This is a genomic window from Aliikangiella maris (assembly GCF_040719265.1).
In the GTDB taxonomy this organism is placed as follows: domain Bacteria; phylum Pseudomonadota; class Gammaproteobacteria; order Enterobacterales; family Kangiellaceae; genus Aliikangiella; species Aliikangiella maris.
Genome location: NZ_JBFDAH010000021.1, coordinates 70,224 through 90,921 on the forward strand (window position 1 = coordinate 70,224; position 20,698 = coordinate 90,921).

Genomic DNA, 20,698 nt, shown 5'->3' on the forward strand with positions numbered 1-20,698 from the left:
AGTCATAACTTTTGATTAGCAAGCAAAGTAAATAATGGCATAAGTGCATTTTTGGACGAACCCAATAGTTGATATTGGCTGTCAGCACATTTCAATTGTTGGGTGACAAAATCGTTTTCATAATTTGGTGTTAACTTCACTCGATATAAATAAATAGAGTGATTGGTATGGGTACACTGTACTTGTAAATCAGGTAATAACTTTTGCATACTTGAGAGAGACAAACGACTCGTCAACCATAACTGCTGCTTATCTGATAAAGCCAACTGGGCGATTAATTTTCCATGATGAAACATTAAAACATAATCGGCTATTTCTACCGACTCATTAATATGATGCGATGAAAACAAGCACAAAGTATATTTACCTGCTTGCTGAATATTGTCAATAAACCGTTGCTGCTCGACGGGATCTAACGCTTGTGAAGGTTCATCTAAAAGAACTAATTTCGGCTCCCCAAGAAAAGCTTGTGCAATCATAAGTTTGCGTAGATTTCCTTGTGACAGCTTTTTCATTGGTATTTCTAGCTGTTGTAGATCCCAGACTTTAACGACCTTATCAATTGCGCTTAAGTCACAAATATTTTTTAATTGACAGGATAACTCTAAATATTCTCTGCCAGTTAAATGAGAAAAAGCCGACATATCTGCCGCTTGATAACCACACTGTTCAAAATATTCCTGCTCACTTGGCATAAACTGGTTAAAACCAATATGTCCCATTGTGGCTTTTATGGTACCGGCAATTAAATTAAGGAGGGTTGACTTTCCCGCACCATTTAACCCAACAATAGCAACGCGGCACGGTGCAGGCAACTGAAAAGAAACGTTATCAACTAAATTTTGGCCTTGCACTTGGTAGCTGAGTTTTTCAATTTTTAACATTTGCTCCAAAGCCATTAAGTTAGAAAAATCAATCAAGGAAAACGATATTTATTTTATGTCATATTTGAGAAAAAACTCATCATCGATAGCATAACATAAAAAAACGGATAAGGTCATCGATGAAGTTATCGCGAGCGGATAAGGAAATATATGGAATAAAGCGCATATTTTCTGCTATTGAGTATATACGCTTTAATTTTTGTCTACTTATTTATAGTCTAAAAACAGCCCTAAAGCTTCGCCACTTGTACCTGAGTTACCCCAGCACGCTTAATTTGGTCAACCGCTTTAATCAAAACATCGGTTGATGCAACTTCATGTGTTTTAACAATAAAACTAATCGCTTTCTTCGATTTGGCAATCTCTGATTCAACATTGGCGCGCAGCGCATTGACATCAACGATTCTGCCAAGAAAATTAATATTTTCTGCGGCATCAATCGACACAACGAGTGCACGATTATCTTTTTGGTTGCTCTCTTGATTTGTACTTTTGTTCATATCGATTCCACTAACATTAGTAAAAGTCGTGGTGACAATAAAAAATATCAACATGATAAATACAATATCAAGCATAGGTGTCATATCGGGTGAATCTGCGCTTTCAGTTGTCATTTTTCTTCTCATGGCACTTTCCTTTTTTGGCTAATATCAGTTTCAATATAGAGCGAAACGCATTGTTTAATCAAGTTACTTTTATTAAATCAAATTAAATAATCCTGAAAAATCAGCTCTAATCGTGAAGCTAGCATCTGACAAATTCGTGGGAAGTACAATAAATAGCTAAAACTTAATATAAAGTTAGCCCATATTGAGTGAAGGTGTATTACCTTGAGATAAATGGCTTTTTCTAGATGTAAAGAATTAAAATCACTACTAATTAGTTAATTAGTTAATTAGTTAATTAGTTAATTAGTTAGTTAATTAAAAATGCATCTAATTCAGTGGAAACGATATGTTTAGATTGTAAAACAACCTTACCTTGGTATCGATGCTCTCCAGTCGAAGTAAAATCAAATAAATATTCCCGCTGAATACACCAACGCTGGCGACTGTCTTTAACGAACCCAACTTTATCTTGTACAACTGTATGGTCTAAAAACTGTACCCCGGCTTCCTGACAGCGTAACTTTCCAGCTTGCATTGCTAACTGCTTAAGTTTCTGGGTATACGCCCAATAATAAGCGATCAAGCCAATTGCCAAAATGGTGATTACCTTGCTCATTTGATTATCACTTGTTAAATATTATTTAAGAAACAAAAAAGGCGACTAGAATGTCGCCCCTGCATCGAAAACTAAACGACTATTTTGCCGGTTTAATTACCGTTACTGTACCTGCTCCGGCCAGTTTAGCTTGGTCAACCGCTCTAACCACTACACCTGACTTTGCACTCTCGTCTGCCATAACAACTACAGCAGCTTTTGGTTTTTTAGCCCGTGCTGTCTCAATATTTGGTTGAATTGCATCGACGTCAATTAAACGGCCATCCATTTCAACATCACTATTAGCATTAATCGAAATCAAAATAGGTCGATTTGGATTAATCGGTTGATCAGGTGGTGGGTTTGCTGGTGGTCTGGCAATTTCAATACCGTCTTCTTTAACAAACGATGTCGTCACGATAAAGAAGATAAGCATGATAAATACAATATCCAACATGGGGGTCATGTCTACTTCGGAATCATCATCGTACTGTTTTCTTTGTCTGCGCATTTTAAATCCTGCTATTGTTGGAAGCTATCGTTATTGAATAAGCTAAAACTTCCAGAAATAAAATAAGTTATTATTTTTCAACAAGTTAAAATTTAAATTATAGAACTAAAATTACTTGTTTTATACCGAATGTCTCTACTGAGTCTTATTATTCTTTTTTGTAACTGGCTAACTATAACGAGTAGATTGAAATAAGTCTAGCGGCTATTTTATAAAGTAATACGTTTCATAACTCAACTTTGACTCAATATTTATTCGGAATAAGTATTACCTGTCAGCTTTTCGTATTTAAAAATCAGCTGCTCTTTAGATTCACGATTATTTTCGTCAAACGGAATACAATCAACAGGACAGACCTGCTGACATTGCGGCTCGTCATAATGTCCAACGCACTCGGTACACTTATCGGGATCGATTTCATAAATTTCATCGCCCTGAGAAATAGCCTCGTTGGGACATTCTGGCTCACACACATCGCAATTAATACATTCATCTGTAATTATCAGAGACATAGTTTATTCTCGCAAATTTAGATCCTAGACTCGACTTTACTTATTTTACCCCAAGCAAATCTACACACCAATAATCGTCGATTATATCCAGGATTATTTTTTAATTTTGGGGTTCACCACTTTGGTTTTGCTTCTCTTCAAACCGATTTTGTAAAGCCTTAAGTACTGGCGGAGCAACAAATTCACTAACATCTCCACCAAGCATTGCGATTTCTCTGACAAGCGTAGAGGAAATAAATGAATATTTTTCAGCCGGAGTCAAAAACAAACTTTCGATTTCAGGTGCTAATCGACGGTTCATATTAGCCAACTGGAACTCATATTCAAAATCTGAAACCGCACGTAATCCACGCAAAAGTACATTGGCTTTTTTCTTACGTGCAAAATTAACTAATAAACCTGAAAAACCACAAACTTCCACATTATCGAGCTTTTGAGCAACTTGTTGCACCAGTTCGACACGCTCATCTACATTAAACATAGGGCTTTTCGTCGTACTGGAGGCAACCGCAACAATAACTTTATCAAACAAATTGGATGCTCTTTCAATTAAATCAAGATGACCGCAGGTCACGGGATCAAAGGTCCCTGGGTATAACACGATTTTTGGCATAACATTACTCTCAATACTTTGTTTTTTAAGGTCAAAAACGGAATATGCGACCCGTTGCCCATTAATTGATGACCTTTTGTCAAATTTCAATAAAAATAAGCGCTATTTTCTAACAGATTGTCTCAAATAAACATACACTAAGATATTAAAAATCCAACAATTGAACGGTATATTGATAATCGATAATTTCTATCCAAATATGAAATGAGAACCAGTTACTTGGATTTTACTAGAATTTAGACTAGCTTTGTTAAAGAACTCTTTGTTTTTAGTATATTTTTAATAGATTAAGATTGTAAAATTAACAATGATTAGGTACGCTCTAGAGTATCTAAATTGAATTTTAAATGTTCTTTATTAAAATTTATAAATCACAATACTTCCTGCAAGACAGGTTATAGGAGACCCCGTGATGGATTGGTTATTTAAGGTATCCTCACCTTTTAAACAGTTTTATCTAGCATTAACTGTCGTTCTGCTTGCTTTTATCTCGGCATGTGGTGGTGGCGGATTTGAAGAATCAGCAAACCCAACGGATCCCACCGATCCAAATTCTACTGCAGAGATAAATATTAATTTGACATTAGTTTCTGCTAATGATGATACCCCAGTTCAGTCAATCACTTCATCTCAACCGGGTAGAATAATTGCTACCGTAACTGGAATTACTACCCCAGTTATAGTGACATTTTCTTCTACTATTGGCTCAATTCCTATCCCGACAGCAATTACTGATGACAATAATCAAGCCAGTGTTGATATTGTTGCAGGCAACTCTTTGGGTGCAGGGACAATTAGTGCTAGAGTAGAAACAGGTGAAGTTGGAAAATTAGTTTTTTCTATCGGAGCAACCAATTTAACGATGGGGAGCTTTGCAAACGCTGAATTCCAGGAAAAAGTTGCGGCAATAGGAACACCACAAATTTCAGCGGGCGGCACTACAACCGTTACCGTTGCAATTGTAGATGGTAATGGCGATATTTTTAATGAACCAGTCGAAGTTAATTTTACTTCAGCTTGCGCTAGCACAACACCTGCTGCGGCATCAATTAGCAGTCCGATAACCACTGTTAATGGTGTTGCCTCTACGACTTATCTCGCCCAAGGGTGTGTAGGTGACGATACAATTAGCGCTACAGCAAACGCAGGTAGTATTTCCTTATCTGCCTCTGGAAAAGTAAATATTTTATCAGCAGATGTTGGCAGTATAGAGTTTGTTTCTGCAACGCCAGAAAACATCGTAATCCAAGGTGCGGGGGGTATCGGCGGCTCAGAGAGTTCAACGGTGGTATTTAGAGTAAAAGATACAAACGGTCAACCTCTTAATGGTGAAGTTGTTAATTTCTCACTAAATACAAGTGCTGGCGGAATTTCAATTGATCCTCTCACAGCTACAACAAACTTAGATGGACTAGTTCAAACAGTTGTTAATTCTGGAACGGTAGGTGCTTCAGTAAGAGTTACTGCTGCAATTGAGGGTAGTGACCCTGAAATAGTTACCCAATCAAGTAATCTGGTCGTCTCTACAGGAATCCCAGATCAAGACAGTTTTACCCTGGCTGCAAGCCAATACAATCCGGAAGGATGGGATATTGCAGGGGCTCCAGTACAAATTACCGCATTTCTTGCCGATGGATTTAACAACCCTGTTCCTGATGGAACAGTTGTTTATTTTTCAACAGAAGGAGGACGAATTGATGATTCTTGCACAACCGAAGACGGGCAATGTGTTGTAACGTGGAATTCACAAAATCCTAGACCAATTGGCGCGACTCACGGTGAAGCTGGAAACGGCCCGAGTACCTATAACTGGATTAAGTTCTCAGATGGGACTGCAAACCCTGACTCTCTTGGTCAGCCTTATGGAGGCAGGGTTACTATTATTGGGACAGCGATAGGAGAAGAATCATTTCCAGATGCCAATGGTAATGGTCGTTTTGATGAGTCAGAAATGGAAAATTTCTTGTACGAAAAGGATGTTGGTGGCAGACCATATGATTTGGATGAAGCATACCGTGACCATAACGAAGATGGCTTTTTTAACCCTTGGCAAACTGATCCTGATGAGCAAGACGGAGGAGAGATCGAAATACTAGTCGATTTTGATGGTGATAATAGCTGGACAGAAAAAGATGAAAAATATAATGGGGTTCTTTGCTCAATACCTGCCCACTTGGGTTGCTCAAGTCAAAAATCAGTGCATGTAAGAGCCCAGTTAGTCTTAGTTATGTCGGGTAGTACCCCTTTCATTCGCACCACACGCACCGGAGATTCAATAGAACCGAATAATCCTAATGATAATACCATGTACTTAGCTACTGAGTCACAAGCTACGGGATCTGTCGTCATCTCTGATTTACACAATCAGCCAATGCCGGCTGGAACTGTAATTTCATTTGAAGCAACAATAGGTTCACTTGTTGGCACCACGTCTTTTGAGGTACCAAGTACTAACAAAAATGGCGGACATGGTTTTGGGTTTACGGTTAAAGCAGGTAATGAAACAGGCAGTGGTGAAATTATTGTCACTATTACTACACCTTCAGGCTATAAAACAGTAACTTCAGTTGCTTTCGTTAGCGTTCAGTAACCAAAAGAATAAATGGCTTTAAAAAAGCAGGGTATCAACCCTGCTTTTTTTATAGATGAAATGGCACACTCAACTCATGCACAGCATCCACATAGGCTTTGACATTTTCAGGATCGATAGTTGGATGGATACCATGCCCCAAATTAAAAACATGCCCATTGCCTTGACCAAATCGCTGTAAAATATCACCCACTTCTTGTTTAATTCGTTCAGGGTTAGAATAAAGTACACATGGATCCATATTTCCCTGCAGTGCAACCTTATGCCCGATTCGCTGTCTGGCAAGATTAATATCGATGGTCCAGTCCAAGCCAATGCAGTCTGCTCCTGATTCAGCCATAACTTCCAACCAACCGGCACCACCTTTAGTAAATAGTGTAACCGGAATAGTCTGACCATTTACTTCCCGCTTTAACCCACTGATAATCTGTTGCATATATTGAAGGGAGAACTCTTGGTAGTTTGCTGTTGAAAGCACGCCCCCCCATGTATCAAATAACATCACGGCTTGCGCACCGGATTCAATTTGTGCATTTAAATAGTCTGTAACTGAGCGAGCCAAAATATCCAGTATTTTATGCATTAAGTCTGGTCGCTCAAACATCATCCCTTTAACTAGCCCAAAGTTTTTAGTCGCCCCGCCTTCAACCATGTAAGTTGCCAGCGTCCATGGGCTACCTGAAAAACCAATTAAAGGTACTTCTCCATTTAAGGATTTTCGGATTAGACTGACAGCATCCATAACATACTTAAGTTTATCGGAAACATCTGGTACAAATAGTCTTTTCACGTCATTTTCAGTTGTCACTGACTGTCGGAAAGCGGGGCCCTCTCCAGCTTTAAAATAAAGGCCAAGTCCCATTGCATCTGGAATTGTTAATATATCCGAGAACAAAATTGCTGCATCTAGGTCGTATCTGCGTAAAGGCTGTAAGGTAACTTCACAAGCTAGTTCGGGATTCATACAAAGAGACATAAAATCTCCTGCTTGAGTTCTTACTTCACGGTATTCAGGCAAATATCGTCCAGCTTGGCGCATCATCCAAACAGGGGTTTTATCTACAGATTGCGACAAGGCAGCCTTAATATAGCGATCATTTTTAAGCATAACTTTTCAACTTAGAGGTAATTTGACGCCAATTTTAACTCAGCGGTGATGAGAAGAAAACGGACAAAGGACAAACTGGCTTTTTAGATATGAACATCTTATATAAAATCAAAATACGTGTCATTTGAGCAAGGGATTTATCATAGTGTAATACAAACAATTCCAAACTACTTAGCTAGCGTCGCCATTTCATTCTTGATTGCTTTAGCCGACTTAATCCAGGCTTTTCCGGGATAAGACCGTTTTAAATAGATAATTCGAGTATGTTCGGCATCATCATGACTATTAAACTGTCCAGAAACAACCAAATACAAGAATTTATCGCCTTTTAGCTTTCTAAAAATCAGCATTTTATCTTTTAATGGATGCCCATCTCGATATTCTTGTGCGGAGGATAACGAACTTAAAGCAGCCCATTGTAAGGTAAACTGTGAATCAGAATATTCAAACAATTTAACTTCATCTTTAGTGAGTTGATTTTTGGGTGCTATTTGTTCTTTAGTTTTAGCAGAAGAATTGCTGGTGTTTTTTGGCAGCGAAATTTTCGCAACCACCTTTTCTTTAAGATTATCATCTTTGTTTAGGGTACCTTCGATCTTATCATCTGAGCTGTTGAGCTTGTTATCTAAGGTTTCAATCTTGTTGACTAATGCAGTTTGCGTCAATAAAGAAGTCGTATTTTGTTCTTCACTTTGCTTTCCCTTAACACTCTCTGATGAGTGGATATTTTCATTTTTAAACTTTCTATTCTCAGAAATATCAGAAGTTTCATTCTCAACTAGCACAGATTGTTCTTCATTGGGTTGACTTGCAACGCTTTCATTCTCAACTGAAATTTCTTTTTGGGTATTATTTTCAGATAATGGCTGTTTTTGTAATGACGCTTCAGTTTGCTCGCCTTCTATCGTTTGATTAATCTCCTGTTGATAGATTAAAACTGTAATCAACAATAATGCAAAAATCCCGTAAATTGCCGCCTGCAAATATTTTTTTAAGCTTTTTGTTTCAGCGCTAAAGGTTACTTTACCAATATCTGACTCCGCCAACCAACGCTCTAACTGATATTTTAAATTTCCTGGTATACCCTGACTTAACTCCCAAAAATAATGCATTTTTTGTTCATCAAAAAGAGACTCTACAGCTTGCTCATCCAAAGCATTAAAATCGGCAATGAGCGCTTTGGTTTCAGAACCTTCTATTGGCTGCAACTCAAAAACGGCACAGATGTTGGGATTTTTAGTAAGAGTACTGGTTTGATTCAGTTTTTCAGCTAACGAAGATACCCCCAAAAGAATAATATACAGATCGGTTTTCTTCGCTTCAAATTGTTCAAAAACCATCGAAATCAAATACTCTAGACAAGTCTGTGATAACAAATGGGCATCATCAATAATTAGCAGGGCACGATGATCTAAACTCTCAGCAATACGCTGGTAAAGCGTGGCTTCAGACGCCTGCCATCCTAAACCTAATTGAAGTGAAACTGTTTTTTCTAACTGTTCGAGAGTTAGGCTTTGTGAGGCCTGTATTTGAGAAGTACTGACTTTGCTATCAAGTCGCTCAGCCAGTTTTTCAATAAAAAAAGACTTACCAGTACCTGGCTGACCAATAACAACACAGCAAATGTCAGCGTAAAGAACGTGACTCTCTATTGAATCTAATAGTTGATTTTTGTGCTGACTGATGTAGCTCAATAAGATTCACCTTCATACTAACAATTGCTTTTCAATAGACTCCATCAGTATGGCTGAGCGCTCTTGCTCAATTAAAATACACTTTTCGCCTTTTGGTACAACTAATCGATATTTATCACTAGTGTTCTTTTTATCGAGTTTCATTGTATCTAACATTTCAGCCACACTGATTGAGCGACTTAAACTTACAGGCAAATTTAATGCTAACATCAATTCTCGATATTGGGCGACAATTTCAGGTGATATCAATTTTTTTGCAACAGATAAATTGAATGCCATCATCATACCTATAGCCACCGCTTCTCCATGCAAATAAGCCTTGTAGAATGTTAACCTTTCAATAGCATGTCCAAACGTATGCCCAAGATTAAGTAGGGCCCGATTACCTTGCTCTTTTTCATCAAGTGCAACAACTTCAGCCTTTTTATGACAGCTATGGTAAATCAGTTCAACAAGGATTTCGTCTTTTCGTAAATTGATACTTTGAATATTGGCAAACAAAAGTGACTTAACTGGCTCAGAACCTAAAATGGCATATTTTATAATTTCTGCAAATCCAGAATAATATTCTTTGTCTGGTAATGACTTAAGCGTGTCGGTGTCAATAAAAACGGCTTTAGGCTGGTAAAATGCACCAATCATATTTTTACCTAACGCATGATTAACGCCGGTTTTGCCTCCAACAGAAGAATCGACTTGTGCCAGTACAGTGGTTGGCACCTGAATAAATCCCATACCCCGTTGATAGCTGGCAGCAACAAAACCACCCAAATCACCAACAACACCACCGCCTAGTGCAACAAGTGTATCATTTCGGCGAAATCCATTTTCGATCAAAAAGTCGATTACCGCACTAAAGTGCTCGAGGTTTTTATATTGTTCCCCATCAGGCAACAAGTAATGATAAACAGTCTTATCAGGAAATGCCTTTGATAATGCTTCAATATATAGGGGAGCTACTGTCTCATTAGAGAGAATAAGTACATTTTCACCACTACAATAAGGTTGGATTAACGAAGCATTTGTTAATATTCCACTATCGATATAAATATTATAGCTACGCTCACCAAGAGCCAGTGCTAATTGTCGCATAGTCAGCGATTAACCTTCATTTATTTGCGCAACAATCTTATTGGCGACAGACTTTATGGAATTTTCGTTGGTTGCAACAATAATATCTGCAATTTCTCGATATAATCCGTCGCGTTTTTGATTCAACTCTTCCAAAGTGGCTTCGGGATTGTCACTTGCCATTAATAGTGGTCGACGTTTATCTTTTCTGGTTCTTTCGACCTGTTGCTCAAGAGAAGTCTCCAGATATACCACAATCCCCCGACCAGCGAGATAAGTTCGATTATCTGGCTCCGTGATGGCACCACCGCCAGTAGCCAATACAATCCCCTGCTTTTGGGTCAATTCAGCAATCACATCTTTTTCACGCTTGCGAAAACCATCTTCACCTTCAATATCAAAGATCCAGTCAATAGGCGCACCGGTTCTATCCTCTATCTCTTGATCAGAGTCGACGAACTGTAAGTGCAAAATCTGAGCTAATTGCTTCCCTATAGTGGTTTTACCTGCCCCCATAGGCCCGACTAAGAATACGTTTCTTTTACCTTTCATCATAACCTAGTACTACTAATTTCCCCATATATTAAATGCAAGAACCCGCCAAAGCGGGTCTTACCACTATATCTAAGGTGTAAACACTATCTAATTGATTCTTTCACAATCTTAGGTGTCACAAACATAAGCAGCTCTTGCTTGCTAGATGTTTCTTTACTATATCTGAACAGTGCACCTACACCAGGTAAATCGCCTAAAAATGGGACTTTACTAACATCATAGTTGACTGACTGTTGATAAACACCACCAAGAACAACCGTTTCACCATTTTCAACCAATACCTGAGTACCAACTTCTCGGGTATTAATTGCAGGACCAAAATTAACAACGTTCTCACCACGCGTATCCTGATTAACCTGTAAGTCGAGGATTATACGATCATCTGGTGTAATTTGTGGAGTCACTTTTAAAGCTAATACCGCTTTTTTCCAGGTAACTGTGGTATTACCAGCACTACTGGCAGTTAAATAAGGGATTTCTTCACCGGATTCTATGTAAGCTTCCTTTTGATTGGCGGTGATAACTCGAGGAGATGCGATTACTTCACCACGTCGTTCACTTTCCAGTGCCGACAATTCCAAATCAAGAATCGTACCATCAAGCATTCTCGCAACCGTCATACCAATACTACCTGCCGCATTGGCAACTGGTAGATCGACAGCAAAGCTTCGTGCACCTGGCGAGTTTTGGAAATAAACATTACTCGAACTATTCGCATCACCAGATATTGCCCCATTACTGCCGCGGTCAGTTACACCGAGTCTCACCCCGAGCTCCTCACCCATTCCACTTTCTGCAACGACAATTCTAGATTCAATCAACACTTGTCTTACTGGAACGTCCAATTTACGAATCATCAAGCGAATTTGATCAAGCTTTTTCGCAGTATCTTGAATTAATAAATGATTTGTTCTCTCATCAACAGAAACACTCCCCCGACTAGAAAGGTAATTAGCACCTTTAGTTCGAATTAAATCAGCTAGTGAAGTAGCCTTAGCATAATTTACCTGAATATATTCAGATCGAAGAGGGGCCAACTGCTCGATTTGTTTCTCTGTTTGTAATTCCATCGCTTCACGAGCGGCTATTTCTGCTGCTGGTGCAACAAGAAGCACATTTCCGTTTTGGCGCTTATCCAGACCTTTGGTTTTTAACAAAATATCCAGAGCTTGGTCCCAAGGTACGGTCTGTAATCTTAGCGTAATAGTTCCTGAGACAGTATCACTGGTTACCAAGTTTAATCCTGTAAATTCAGCTATGATTGCCAATACAGCTCGAACAGGAATGTCTTGGAAATTTAAAGACAGTCTTTCACCGGTATATACTGGTTCATCTAATTTTTTACGTTCAACTTCTTCGGGTGTAAGCGGTTTTAATTCAATCACATAGGTGTTATCAGCTTGATAGGCTAAATATTCAAACTCATCTAACGTATCAATTGCCAATCGAATATTTCCGCCAACTCGACTGGTCGATACCATCTTAGCCGGTGTAGCAAAGTCAATAACATCAAGCTTTCGAATCAAATTGTTAGACATTTTCGCACCAACAAAGTCAGCAAAAATGGTGCGACCTTCTTGTCGTAAATCTATCCCGATATTTGAGTTATTCAACTCAACAACTATCCGACCTTCACCATTTTCTCCACGACGAAAATCAATATTTGCAATATCTTCATCCGACACTGTAGCTCTGGATGATTGTGTTTGTTGTGCAACAGGCTGTTGAGAGCTGTTAAATCCGGTATTAGCCACCTGATCTTGACCATAGCCAACAGTCAACATCAAGTTATTGCCTTCAACCTTTGTTGAAAAAGGAACCATTTCAACCAAATTAACAACCAAGCGGGTTTTACCGCCAGCTTCGACCGCCGTAACACTGCGTGTTGCGCCTATTCCAATGCTGTGGGTTTTACGCTTTAGCGCACTTGCTACACCATCAAAATCCATCCAGATACGAGCAGGATTATCAGTCGTAATTTCTTTAAAAGCCGGCGGAGGAGAATCCATCTTAACGGTGATCAATACTTTATCACCAGGCATAACATCAAAGCTGATATCCTGAATTTCAGCTGCCGATAAGCTCATACTGGTCACTGCTAGAAATAACACCAGCATTTTTTTCATTTGGCCGATCAACATAGCCGTAGCTCCCCGATATTGTTGATTGTCACTTATACCCCAATAACTCATATTCACTCCTACTGCCTACTATTCAGCAAGCGCCATATAAACTTTTCGTCTTTCCCAGCACCCTTTGCTGTCGGGTACCAGTGTACTGATTTCTATCTGCTGCTCTTCAATCTGCATAATTTGGCCATGATTAATGCCCAAATAATTACCAACTTTCACATGAAAAACATTACCGCTTGCTGGCCCCGCAGTCATTCGTACAAGCCCCCAGCGTTTATCTCGATTATTAATTATCCCGACCATTTCCATTGAATCTAAAGAATAACGCTCCAAATCTTCTTTACGGCGCGAAGGATCTGGTCTTGCAGACTCATCACAGCCTTCATGAAGCGCTGTTAGCTGTTGCTCCAACTCAGGCTCTAATTCAGCAAATGGACTTTTAAGATGCGCTGAAGAGTAATCATGCGGCTTATATTCTTTTACTTGTGGCATTGGTTTAATTCGGCCTGGAGGTTGGGCTTTAATTTTTTCAACCCACTCCTCCAAATCATCGGTATTTCCGGCACATCCCCCCAAAATAGCGGTAGTAACTAGCATTATGGCGAAGCTAACTAATCGCAATAATCTCGAACTTGAATCACGCATTTTAATTGACATCATTATTTCTCCTCCGAATCGGCTCGGTAGGTTTTTGCTGTAATTGTCATTATTAACAGCTTTTCACCGGGCGAAGTTGGCACATCACCGGTTCCGAGAGAAATTTTAAAATCATGTAAGGTTACAATTCGTGGCAATCTTGAAATTCGACTGACAAAGTCAGCAAGCTGGTGATACCCACCGGTAACGCGCATACTGATAGGTTTTTCAGTATAAAACTCAGAATCTTTTTCGCTTAAAAACTTTACATCATCCATCACGCAACCCGCACCAGTCGCGGCATAAGAAAACTCTTCAACCAGTTCAGCCATTTGTTCAGAACGAGGTAACTGCTGCAACAAAGTTTTGAAGCTGTCTTTAATGGTTTTCATCTGACGCTTGTATGCATCTAAATTCACCGCTTTCGCCTGTTTGCGCTCAAACTCTTGTTTGAATTCAATTTCTTTTTTCTCTATATCGGCTAGCAAGTCTGTTTGCTCTTCAACAAACAGATAGTAACCAATGATTAGCACTAAGATAAATACCAGCGCAGCAACGATCCCTTTGGCCATCGCAGACCAAGAGCCCATATTCGAATAATCAACGGTTGAGAGGTCAAAATTTTTGAGATCTTCTAAATTCATTATTGTTGCTCCTCTTCACTATTTGAAGGAGAACCGATTTTGGTACGTAGGAGAAACTTCTTACGATTTGCTCCGGACTCTCTGTCACCGCTAATGGTATCCAGTGGACCTAATTGCAAATATTTGGAGGAAGCTATATTGCGCATAAACTTTGAAACTCGAGGACTTGATTCGGCTATCCCGTTAAAAATCAAATCATCGTCTTTACGAGTAACACTTGATAAATTTACACCTTCTGGAATGTTAGTGACGATTTCATCAAATACATGAACAATTTGAGGGCGACTTTTTTGTAAATCCTGTATCAGATTCATACGCTCAACCAATTCCATTCGTTCTTTTTCCAGCGTTTGAATCTGCTTTATTTTTGAATTGAGTTTTTGAATTTCAGACTGCAAATATTTATTGCGCTCACGCTGATCATCAATTTTGGAGCCATAAATCGTGTAAATCGCCCAGACAACAGCAACGCCTATAATCGCAAATAGTCCGAGTATACCTAAAAAGTCTCTTTGTTTCTCTTGGCGGAGCTCTTCGCGCCAAGGGAGTAAGTTAATATTTGCCATTAATCAAAACTCCTTAATGCAAGACCGCAACATATCACCAGCGAGGGAGCATCGGAACTCAGTGCTTGCGCATTAACTTTTGTGGAAAGTGACATATCTGCAAATGGGTTAGCAATAGATGCCGTGGTTCCCAATCTTTCCTCGATCATATCTTCAAGCCCATCTATGATGGAGCAACCTCCAGCTAATACGATGTGATCAACTTCACCATATTGACTGGAGCCATAAAAAAATTGTAGTGAACGACTGATTTGTTGAATAATCGCTTCTTTAAATGGCTCTAAAACTTCTGGTTCGTAGTCATCCGGTAATCCACCTTGCTTTTTAGCCATGCCTGCTTCTTCAAATGACAACCCATAACGTCTTTGTATTTCTTCCGTGAGCTGTGAGCCACCAAATGTCTGTTCGCGCGTATAAATGGTATTGAAATCTTCCATGACGCTTAAACTGGTATTAGTTGCACCAATATCGGCAACCGCTATAATTTGGCCTTCACCCTGATCTGGCAATTGATTAGCAAGTAGTCGAAATGAACGTTCGATGGCATAAGCTTCAACATCAACCACTTTGGCAGTTAATCCAGCTAGCTCTAGTGCATCAACTCGGCTGTAGACGTTTTCTGAGCGGGAAGCAGCTAATAAAACATCGACTTTATCAGGAACTTTTTCAGATTCCCCTAGAATTTGAAAATCCAGTGCGACCTCTTCTAATGGATAAGGGATATACTGATCTGCCTCAACCTCAATCTGCTTTTCCATTTCTTCTTCGCTAAGACCTTTATCCATCTGTATAATTTTGGTAATCACAGAAGAACCAGCAACAGCGACGGCAGCATGTTTTAAGTTGGTGCCACTTCGACTAATGACTCTTTTGAGCGCTTCACCGATAACTTCAGGATCGCGGATATCACGGTCAGCCATAGCATCTTGAGGTAGTGGCTCTACCGCATAGCTTTCAACTCGATATCGATTACCAACCTTGCCCAATTCAAGCAATTTACAGGCGGTGGAGCTGATATCAATCCCAACAAGGGAAGTCTTTTTAGAGCCGAATAATTTAGCCAGCATATCCAAATTTTCCTATCAGTTTTATCCAGTTACAGGTGGAAACTGTGTATTCACTTTAAATAATAGCGCTAACTATAAGAAATTTCACCTGTTTTTTATTTTTCTGTGTGCAATTTCGCGTTATTTAGGCATATTGTCAAGGGTTATTATTTGATCCGCCGGGCAATACCTTTAGTTTAGTATCTACTGGCAGCTTTTATTATCTCGCAGTTCAATAAATAAATGCCGTGACAGAATACTTAAAAATACTAAAAGAAAAGTATTTATTTAGTGTTTTACTGTTAAAGCATCGAACAAATAAAGATATACTTTGTCGACATACTTTAGATGCAACGCTTTATACTACTGTCCACATGAAATTATTGTCAAAATTAACACCCAAAATTGTTTATTTTGTGACGCTATTCACTCTCTTGGCGGCAATGGGATTTATCGGACTATATCTGGCCGTGGGCCCAGGTCTTCCGCAGGTTGAATCCATCAGACAAATTCAGTTGCAAACGCCAATGAAAATATATTCCAGTGACCACCAGCTTATTGCCGAATTTGGCGATAAACGGCGTATACCTATTACTTTAGACCAAGTTCCTAAAGATTTCATAAATGCTTTATTAGCAACAGAAGATCAAAGATTTTACCAGCATTCTGGTGTTGATTTTTGGGGTGTGATGCGCGCTTTTGCCAATTTAATCTTAACTCAGCGCAAAGCCCAGGGCGCTAGTACCATAACAATGATGGTAGCGCGTAACTACTACCTCAGTCGAGAAAAGCGCTTTTCCCGTAAATTTACCGAAATGTTTCTGGCCTGGAAAATTGAGTCGGAGTTATCTAAAAATGAAATTTTAGAATTATTTTTAAATAAGATTCCCTTTGGGCATCGTGCTTATGGATTGGGAGCCGCCTCACAAGTTTATTACGGTACAACACTCAATAACCTTAGCTTAGCCCAATTGGCAACTCTTGCTGGTATTCCTAAAGGACAATCGGCTTACAATCCTATTTCTAATCCAGATAAGGCCAAATCACGCCGAACACATGTCCTTGGCAGAATGCTGACTGAACAATATATCACTCAGCTGCAATATAACGAAGCGGTCAATGAACCTATCGAAACTTCAAAACATGGCGCCAGGGCTACGGTATATGCCCCATATGTTGCAGAAATGGCAAGACAAGAAGTTATTGATCGCTATGGAAAGAACATTGCTTACAACGATGGTCTAAAAATATATACCACTTTAAATTCGGAACTCCAGCATTTTGCCAGACAAGCTTTGATTGAGGGTCTTGAAGAATATGACAGACGTCATGGTTACCGTGGCCCAGAACAGCAATATGCAATTACCCCTGAAACCAGCATTGAACAAATGCAAAGCTGGTTGCAAGATTTACCCTCAGTTGCCGACCTCATTCCAGCCTTAGTCACTCAATTAGAAGAGGATAAAGCAATCATATTACTTGCGAACGGGCTTTTAAAATCAATTTCACTGCAATCGATGAAGTGGGCACGCAAATATGTCGATGAAAACCATCGGGGTCCTAGAATTAAAACAATCGATCAAGTTGCAGCCGTGGGTGACATTATTCGGGTCAGAGTGAAACTGAACAACATAGATAATCGGTCCGATGCAACAGAACAATCCACAGATACAAACCAGCCAACGGAAGAATATTTACTGGCACAAATTCCCCAAGTCAGTGGTGCGTTAGTTTCGCTAGTGCCAAAAACTGGTGCAATTGAGTCGCTTGTTGGTGGTTATGACTTTACTTTAAATCAATACAATATGGTCACACAGGCTAGGAGACAACCGGGCAGTAACATTAAGCCTTTTGTTTATTCAGCTGCATTCAACAAAGATTATACGCCAGCATCAATGATTAATGATATGCCAATCGTTGAAGCAGATATTACAGCCGAAAACTTTTGGCGTCCTAAGAATGATGGTGACAAATACCTGGGTCCAATTAGCTTAAGAACGGCTCTGCGTCGCTCAAAAAATACCGTATCAGCCAGACTTATCCGTGAAATCGGGCCAAGCTATACCAAAGGTTATCTAGAAAAAATAGGCTTTCCTGGAGAGCATATGGAACCCTACTTATCTCTCGCTTTAGGTTCGGCAGCTTTCACACCTTTGGAAGTTGTTACCGGTTATGCCACGTTAGCTAACGGAGGCTATCGAATCAAACCCTGGTTTATTCAAAGAATTGAAGATAGTAATGGACAAATCATCTTTGAAGAACAACCACTTCAAGTATGCCGAGAGTGTGAGCTTATTTTAGCTAACCAACAAAGTGATACACAGTTAAATCAGCAACAACAAACTCTTTCAACTGACAATGAAATCGCACAAACACACGATATTGAAGTACTAACCACTCCAGTATCCGAAGATTACGCGCAGCGCGATAATTTTGCTAACCTCCCTGTTTTGCCAATTCCAGAAAAGCTGATGGCTCCAAGAGTAATAGAAGCCCGGAATCATTATTTGGTTGATAATATATTAAAAGATGTTATCCATCGGGGTACGGGTTACCCAACTTTGGCTCGTACCAAAAGCCCCTTACTAAAACGCAATGATTTGGCCGGAAAGACTGGAACAACCAACGATGCCAAAGATGCCTGGTTTAGCGGTTATAATCTCAACCATGTGACAACCGCATGGGTAGGATTTAGCGATCATGCCAAAAAGCTTGGCGCCAGAGAATTTGGTGGTATTGCGGCATTACCCATTTGGCAAAAGTTTATTGAGAAAGCTGTTGATGGTAAACCACAATTAAACCACCCTATGCCGCCTGGCATCGTCAGTATCAGAATTGATCCCAAAAATGGATTACTCGCAACCAATTTAACAGAAAGTCCTATCTTTGAGTTATTCCGAACAGAAAATGCACCAACAGAATATTCAGAAAAACCAATTGAGGACATATTTAACAAAGATCAGGAAATTGTTAAAGATACGAATATATTTTAATATCATTAATACTTTGCAATGACGGTGAACAAAATACATTAAGAATATTTTGAGATCGTCACTTCGCTCAGAAAACTGCGCTTGATGCGATTAAGCTCTGTAGCAAAACCTAAAAATTCTTAAAATTATGGGGCATCGAATAAACTAGCTGGTTCAACACCATGCCTTGTGAAAATATTGGATATACAAAACAAACCAATTACCGCTATTGCAATATAGTTTAAAAGAATAAGTTTTATTGAATGCCATGATTAACCTCAATAAAGCTATTAGAATAAAGCTTGTTATATATTAAATGCTAAAGCTCAATAGAAATTAATTAACGAGTCCCATAGATGACCATCGTTTTACCTTTTACGGTAATATGCTCTTGCTCTTCTAAAACTTTTAATACACGTCCAACCATTTCTCTCGAGCATCCCACGATTCGCCCAAGCTCCTGTCGAGTGACTTTAATTTGCATACCATCAGGATGGGTCATAGCGTCAGGTTCTTTAGCTAAATCTAGTAATGCACGTGCAACCCGTCCGGTTACATCCATAAATGCCAAATCCCCAACTTTACGACTGGTTTTGCGCAATCTCAAAGCCATTTGCTCAGCCAGTTTAAACATAATTTCCGGCTGCTCTTTAACTAAAGCATGAAATCGCGCGTAACTGATTTCTGCCACATCAGTTTCAGTTTTGGCTCGAACCCAGGCACTGCGATCGCTTAAGCTATCAAACAGTCCCATTTCACCAAAAAAATCACCAGAGTTTAAGTAAGCCAGAACTAACTCTCGACCATCATCATCTTCGATCAAAACGCTAACAGATCCTTTAATCAGAAAATATAAAGTTTCTGGTTTATCTCCAGCAAAGATGATGGTGGTCTTAGGAGCATATCGCCGTTTGTGGCATTGTGAAACAAACCAATCGAGTGTTTCATCAGTTTTAATATTATGAGGAATAGAAATAGGTTCTTTGATCAATGCCATGATAAATTCCGCTTAATGCTACTTTAAATAATTTTCCTATTATTAATATAGCACTATTTTCTAATATACTTTTACAATATAGCGTTAGCCCTAAAGTGTCAGCAGGGCAAAATTAGATAATACCTCTCCCACTAGGCTCATTCAACAAGAATTCCTTACCTATTTTTATAAACATGAATTAGATTATTTTCGGCTAAATACAAAATAGAAAAACAAGTACATAGTTAACAATTAGCATGTGAAATTTGTATAATTTAATGAATTAAATTTCAAATCAACGTAATCTTAACCAAAATATTGAAATATCTCGAATGGAGAGAAAATGAAAGTAACCACGCAATGGCAAAATGATTTGGTTTTCAAGGGTGAAACAGCCGACGGTCATCAAATTCTAATGGATTCAGATGGAAAACATGCATCTCCTATGCAAATGGTCTTATTGGCAATAGGAGGCTGCTCTTCAATTGATGTCGTCATGATTCTACAGCGGGCTCGGCAAGATATCACCGATTGCCACTGTGAAATTACCGGAGATCGCGCGGAAACCATTCCGAAAGTGTTTGAGAAAATTCACGCTCACTATACGGTAAAAGGTAGAAATCTAAATCAAGAACAGGTTAAAAGAGCCTGTAATTTGTCAATGGAGAAATATTGCTCGGTTTCTCTAATGCTAAAAGGTAAAGTTGAAGTAACCTACAGTGTCGATATTATCGAAGAAGCCTAGTTCGTTAAAACTTCAATTCGACTCAATAATTTTAGAAGCTTGATAAATAGTCTTAAAAAAATAAACGAATTCAATTAACAAAAAAGGCGCTGTAAATAGCGCCTTTTTGATTTTTGTTTAAAAAATTACTTAAGCAATAATTTTAGAAACAACACCGGCGCCAACAGTTCGGCCACCTTCACGAATAGCAAAACGTAAACCTTCATCCATCGCAATCGGTGCAATCAATTCAACATCCAT

The 20,698-nt window shown here is 39.1% G+C and carries 20 protein-coding genes; 3 read left to right on the forward strand and 17 right to left on the reverse strand.

The window, feature by feature from the left end:
* Positions 1–2: 2 nt before the first annotated feature.
* The 6 genes from ABVT42_RS16705 to coaD all read right to left on the reverse strand — a co-directional run bounded on the left by ABVT42_RS16705 (position 3) and on the right by coaD (position 3,723).
* Positions 3–884: an ATP-binding cassette domain-containing protein gene (locus ABVT42_RS16705; RefSeq protein WP_353896905.1), complete on the reverse strand. Its 882-nt coding sequence runs from the start codon at positions 882–884 to the stop codon at positions 3–5.
* A gap of 230 nt (positions 885–1,114) precedes the next feature.
* Entirely contained in the window at positions 1,115–1,510 is a 396-nt protein-coding gene (locus ABVT42_RS16710; RefSeq protein WP_353896904.1) for an ExbD/TolR family protein, read from the reverse strand.
* A gap of 289 nt (positions 1,511–1,799) precedes the next feature.
* Positions 1,800–2,108 (reverse strand): DUF3301 domain-containing protein, encoded by a 309-nt coding sequence (locus tag ABVT42_RS16715; RefSeq protein ID WP_353896903.1) that lies wholly within the window; start codon positions 2,106–2,108, stop codon positions 1,800–1,802.
* 79 nt (positions 2,109–2,187) lie between these two features.
* A complete protein-coding gene (locus ABVT42_RS16720; protein WP_353896902.1) occupies positions 2,188–2,598 on the reverse strand; it encodes an ExbD/TolR family protein in 411 nt (136 codons plus the stop codon).
* A 251-nt stretch (positions 2,599–2,849) separates the two neighbouring features.
* Positions 2,850–3,110 carry a YfhL family 4Fe-4S dicluster ferredoxin gene (locus ABVT42_RS16725; protein ID WP_353896901.1) on the reverse strand — a complete coding sequence of 87 codons (261 nt, stop codon included), beginning with the start codon at positions 3,108–3,110 and terminating at the stop codon, positions 2,850–2,852.
* A gap of 100 nt (positions 3,111–3,210) precedes the next feature.
* Positions 3,211–3,723, reverse strand: coding sequence for a pantetheine-phosphate adenylyltransferase (gene coaD, locus ABVT42_RS16730; RefSeq protein WP_353896900.1), 513 nt, complete (start codon positions 3,721–3,723; stop codon positions 3,211–3,213).
* A gap of 412 nt (positions 3,724–4,135) precedes the next feature.
* On the opposite strand from coaD, the gene ABVT42_RS16735 reads away from it, so the two are divergent.
* Positions 4,136–6,313: an Ig-like domain-containing protein gene (locus ABVT42_RS16735; protein ID WP_353896899.1), complete on the forward strand. Its 2,178-nt coding sequence runs from the start codon at positions 4,136–4,138 to the stop codon at positions 6,311–6,313.
* Between the two features lie 49 nt (positions 6,314–6,362).
* Here the strand turns inward: ABVT42_RS16735 and hemE are convergent, their stop codons facing one another.
* The 9 genes from hemE to ABVT42_RS16780 form a co-directional block, all read right to left on the reverse strand.
* Positions 6,363–7,421: a uroporphyrinogen decarboxylase gene (hemE, locus tag ABVT42_RS16740; RefSeq protein ID WP_353896898.1), complete on the reverse strand. Its 1,059-nt coding sequence runs from the start codon at positions 7,419–7,421 to the stop codon at positions 6,363–6,365.
* 167 nt (positions 7,422–7,588) lie between these two features.
* Positions 7,589–9,115 (reverse strand): AAA family ATPase, encoded by a 1,527-nt coding sequence (locus ABVT42_RS16745; protein ID WP_353896897.1) that lies wholly within the window; start codon positions 9,113–9,115, stop codon positions 7,589–7,591.
* A 12-nt stretch (positions 9,116–9,127) separates the two neighbouring features.
* Entirely contained in the window at positions 9,128–10,207 is a 1,080-nt protein-coding gene (gene aroB, locus ABVT42_RS16750; protein WP_353896896.1) for a 3-dehydroquinate synthase, read from the reverse strand.
* A gap of 9 nt (positions 10,208–10,216) precedes the next feature.
* Positions 10,217–10,741 carry a shikimate kinase AroK gene (aroK, locus tag ABVT42_RS16755; protein WP_417281487.1) on the reverse strand — a complete coding sequence of 175 codons (525 nt, stop codon included), beginning with the start codon at positions 10,739–10,741 and terminating at the stop codon, positions 10,217–10,219.
* Positions 10,742–10,824: 83 nt separating this feature from the next.
* On the reverse strand, positions 10,825–12,933 hold the full coding sequence (locus ABVT42_RS16760) for a type IV pilus secretin PilQ (protein WP_353896895.1): 2,109 nt from the start codon (positions 12,931–12,933) through the stop codon (positions 10,825–10,827).
* Positions 12,934–12,951: 18 nt separating this feature from the next.
* Complete coding sequence (locus tag ABVT42_RS16765) at positions 12,952–13,533, reverse strand: pilus assembly protein PilP (RefSeq protein WP_353896894.1); 582 nt, start codon at positions 13,531–13,533, stop codon at positions 12,952–12,954.
* A complete protein-coding gene (locus tag ABVT42_RS16770) occupies positions 13,533–14,153 on the reverse strand; it encodes a type IV pilus inner membrane component PilO (protein WP_353896893.1) in 621 nt (206 codons plus the stop codon). The genes ABVT42_RS16765 and ABVT42_RS16770 overlap by 1 nt, the downstream gene beginning before the upstream one ends.
* Positions 14,153–14,719, reverse strand: coding sequence for a PilN domain-containing protein (locus tag ABVT42_RS16775; RefSeq protein ID WP_353896892.1), 567 nt, complete (start codon positions 14,717–14,719; stop codon positions 14,153–14,155). The genes ABVT42_RS16770 and ABVT42_RS16775 overlap by 1 nt, the downstream gene beginning before the upstream one ends.
* Positions 14,719–15,786 (reverse strand): pilus assembly protein PilM, encoded by a 1,068-nt coding sequence (locus tag ABVT42_RS16780; protein WP_353896891.1) that lies wholly within the window; start codon positions 15,784–15,786, stop codon positions 14,719–14,721. Before ABVT42_RS16780 ends, ABVT42_RS16775 begins: the two co-directional genes overlap by 1 nt.
* A 227-nt stretch (positions 15,787–16,013) precedes the next feature.
* Between ABVT42_RS16780 and ABVT42_RS16785 the strand changes: the two genes are divergently transcribed.
* Complete coding sequence (locus tag ABVT42_RS16785; protein ID WP_353896890.1) at positions 16,014–18,758, forward strand: penicillin-binding protein 1A; 2,745 nt, start codon at positions 16,014–16,016, stop codon at positions 18,756–18,758.
* Positions 18,759–19,077: 319 nt separating this feature from the next.
* On the opposite strand, the gene crp is transcribed toward ABVT42_RS16785, so the two are convergent.
* A complete protein-coding gene (crp, locus tag ABVT42_RS16790) occupies positions 19,078–19,734 on the reverse strand; it encodes a cAMP-activated global transcriptional regulator CRP (RefSeq protein WP_353896889.1) in 657 nt (218 codons plus the stop codon).
* A gap of 322 nt (positions 19,735–20,056) precedes the next feature.
* Here crp and ABVT42_RS16795 point away from each other — a divergent pair, with 322 nt between their 5' ends.
* Complete coding sequence (locus ABVT42_RS16795) at positions 20,057–20,458, forward strand: OsmC family protein (RefSeq protein ID WP_353896888.1); 402 nt, start codon at positions 20,057–20,059, stop codon at positions 20,456–20,458.
* A 129-nt stretch (positions 20,459–20,587) separates the two neighbouring features.
* Here the strand turns inward: ABVT42_RS16795 and ABVT42_RS16800 are convergent.
* Positions 20,588–20,698 (reverse strand): EF-Tu C-terminal domain-related protein (locus ABVT42_RS16800; RefSeq protein ID WP_465251084.1); only part of this gene is annotated, 111 nt, incomplete at its 5' end.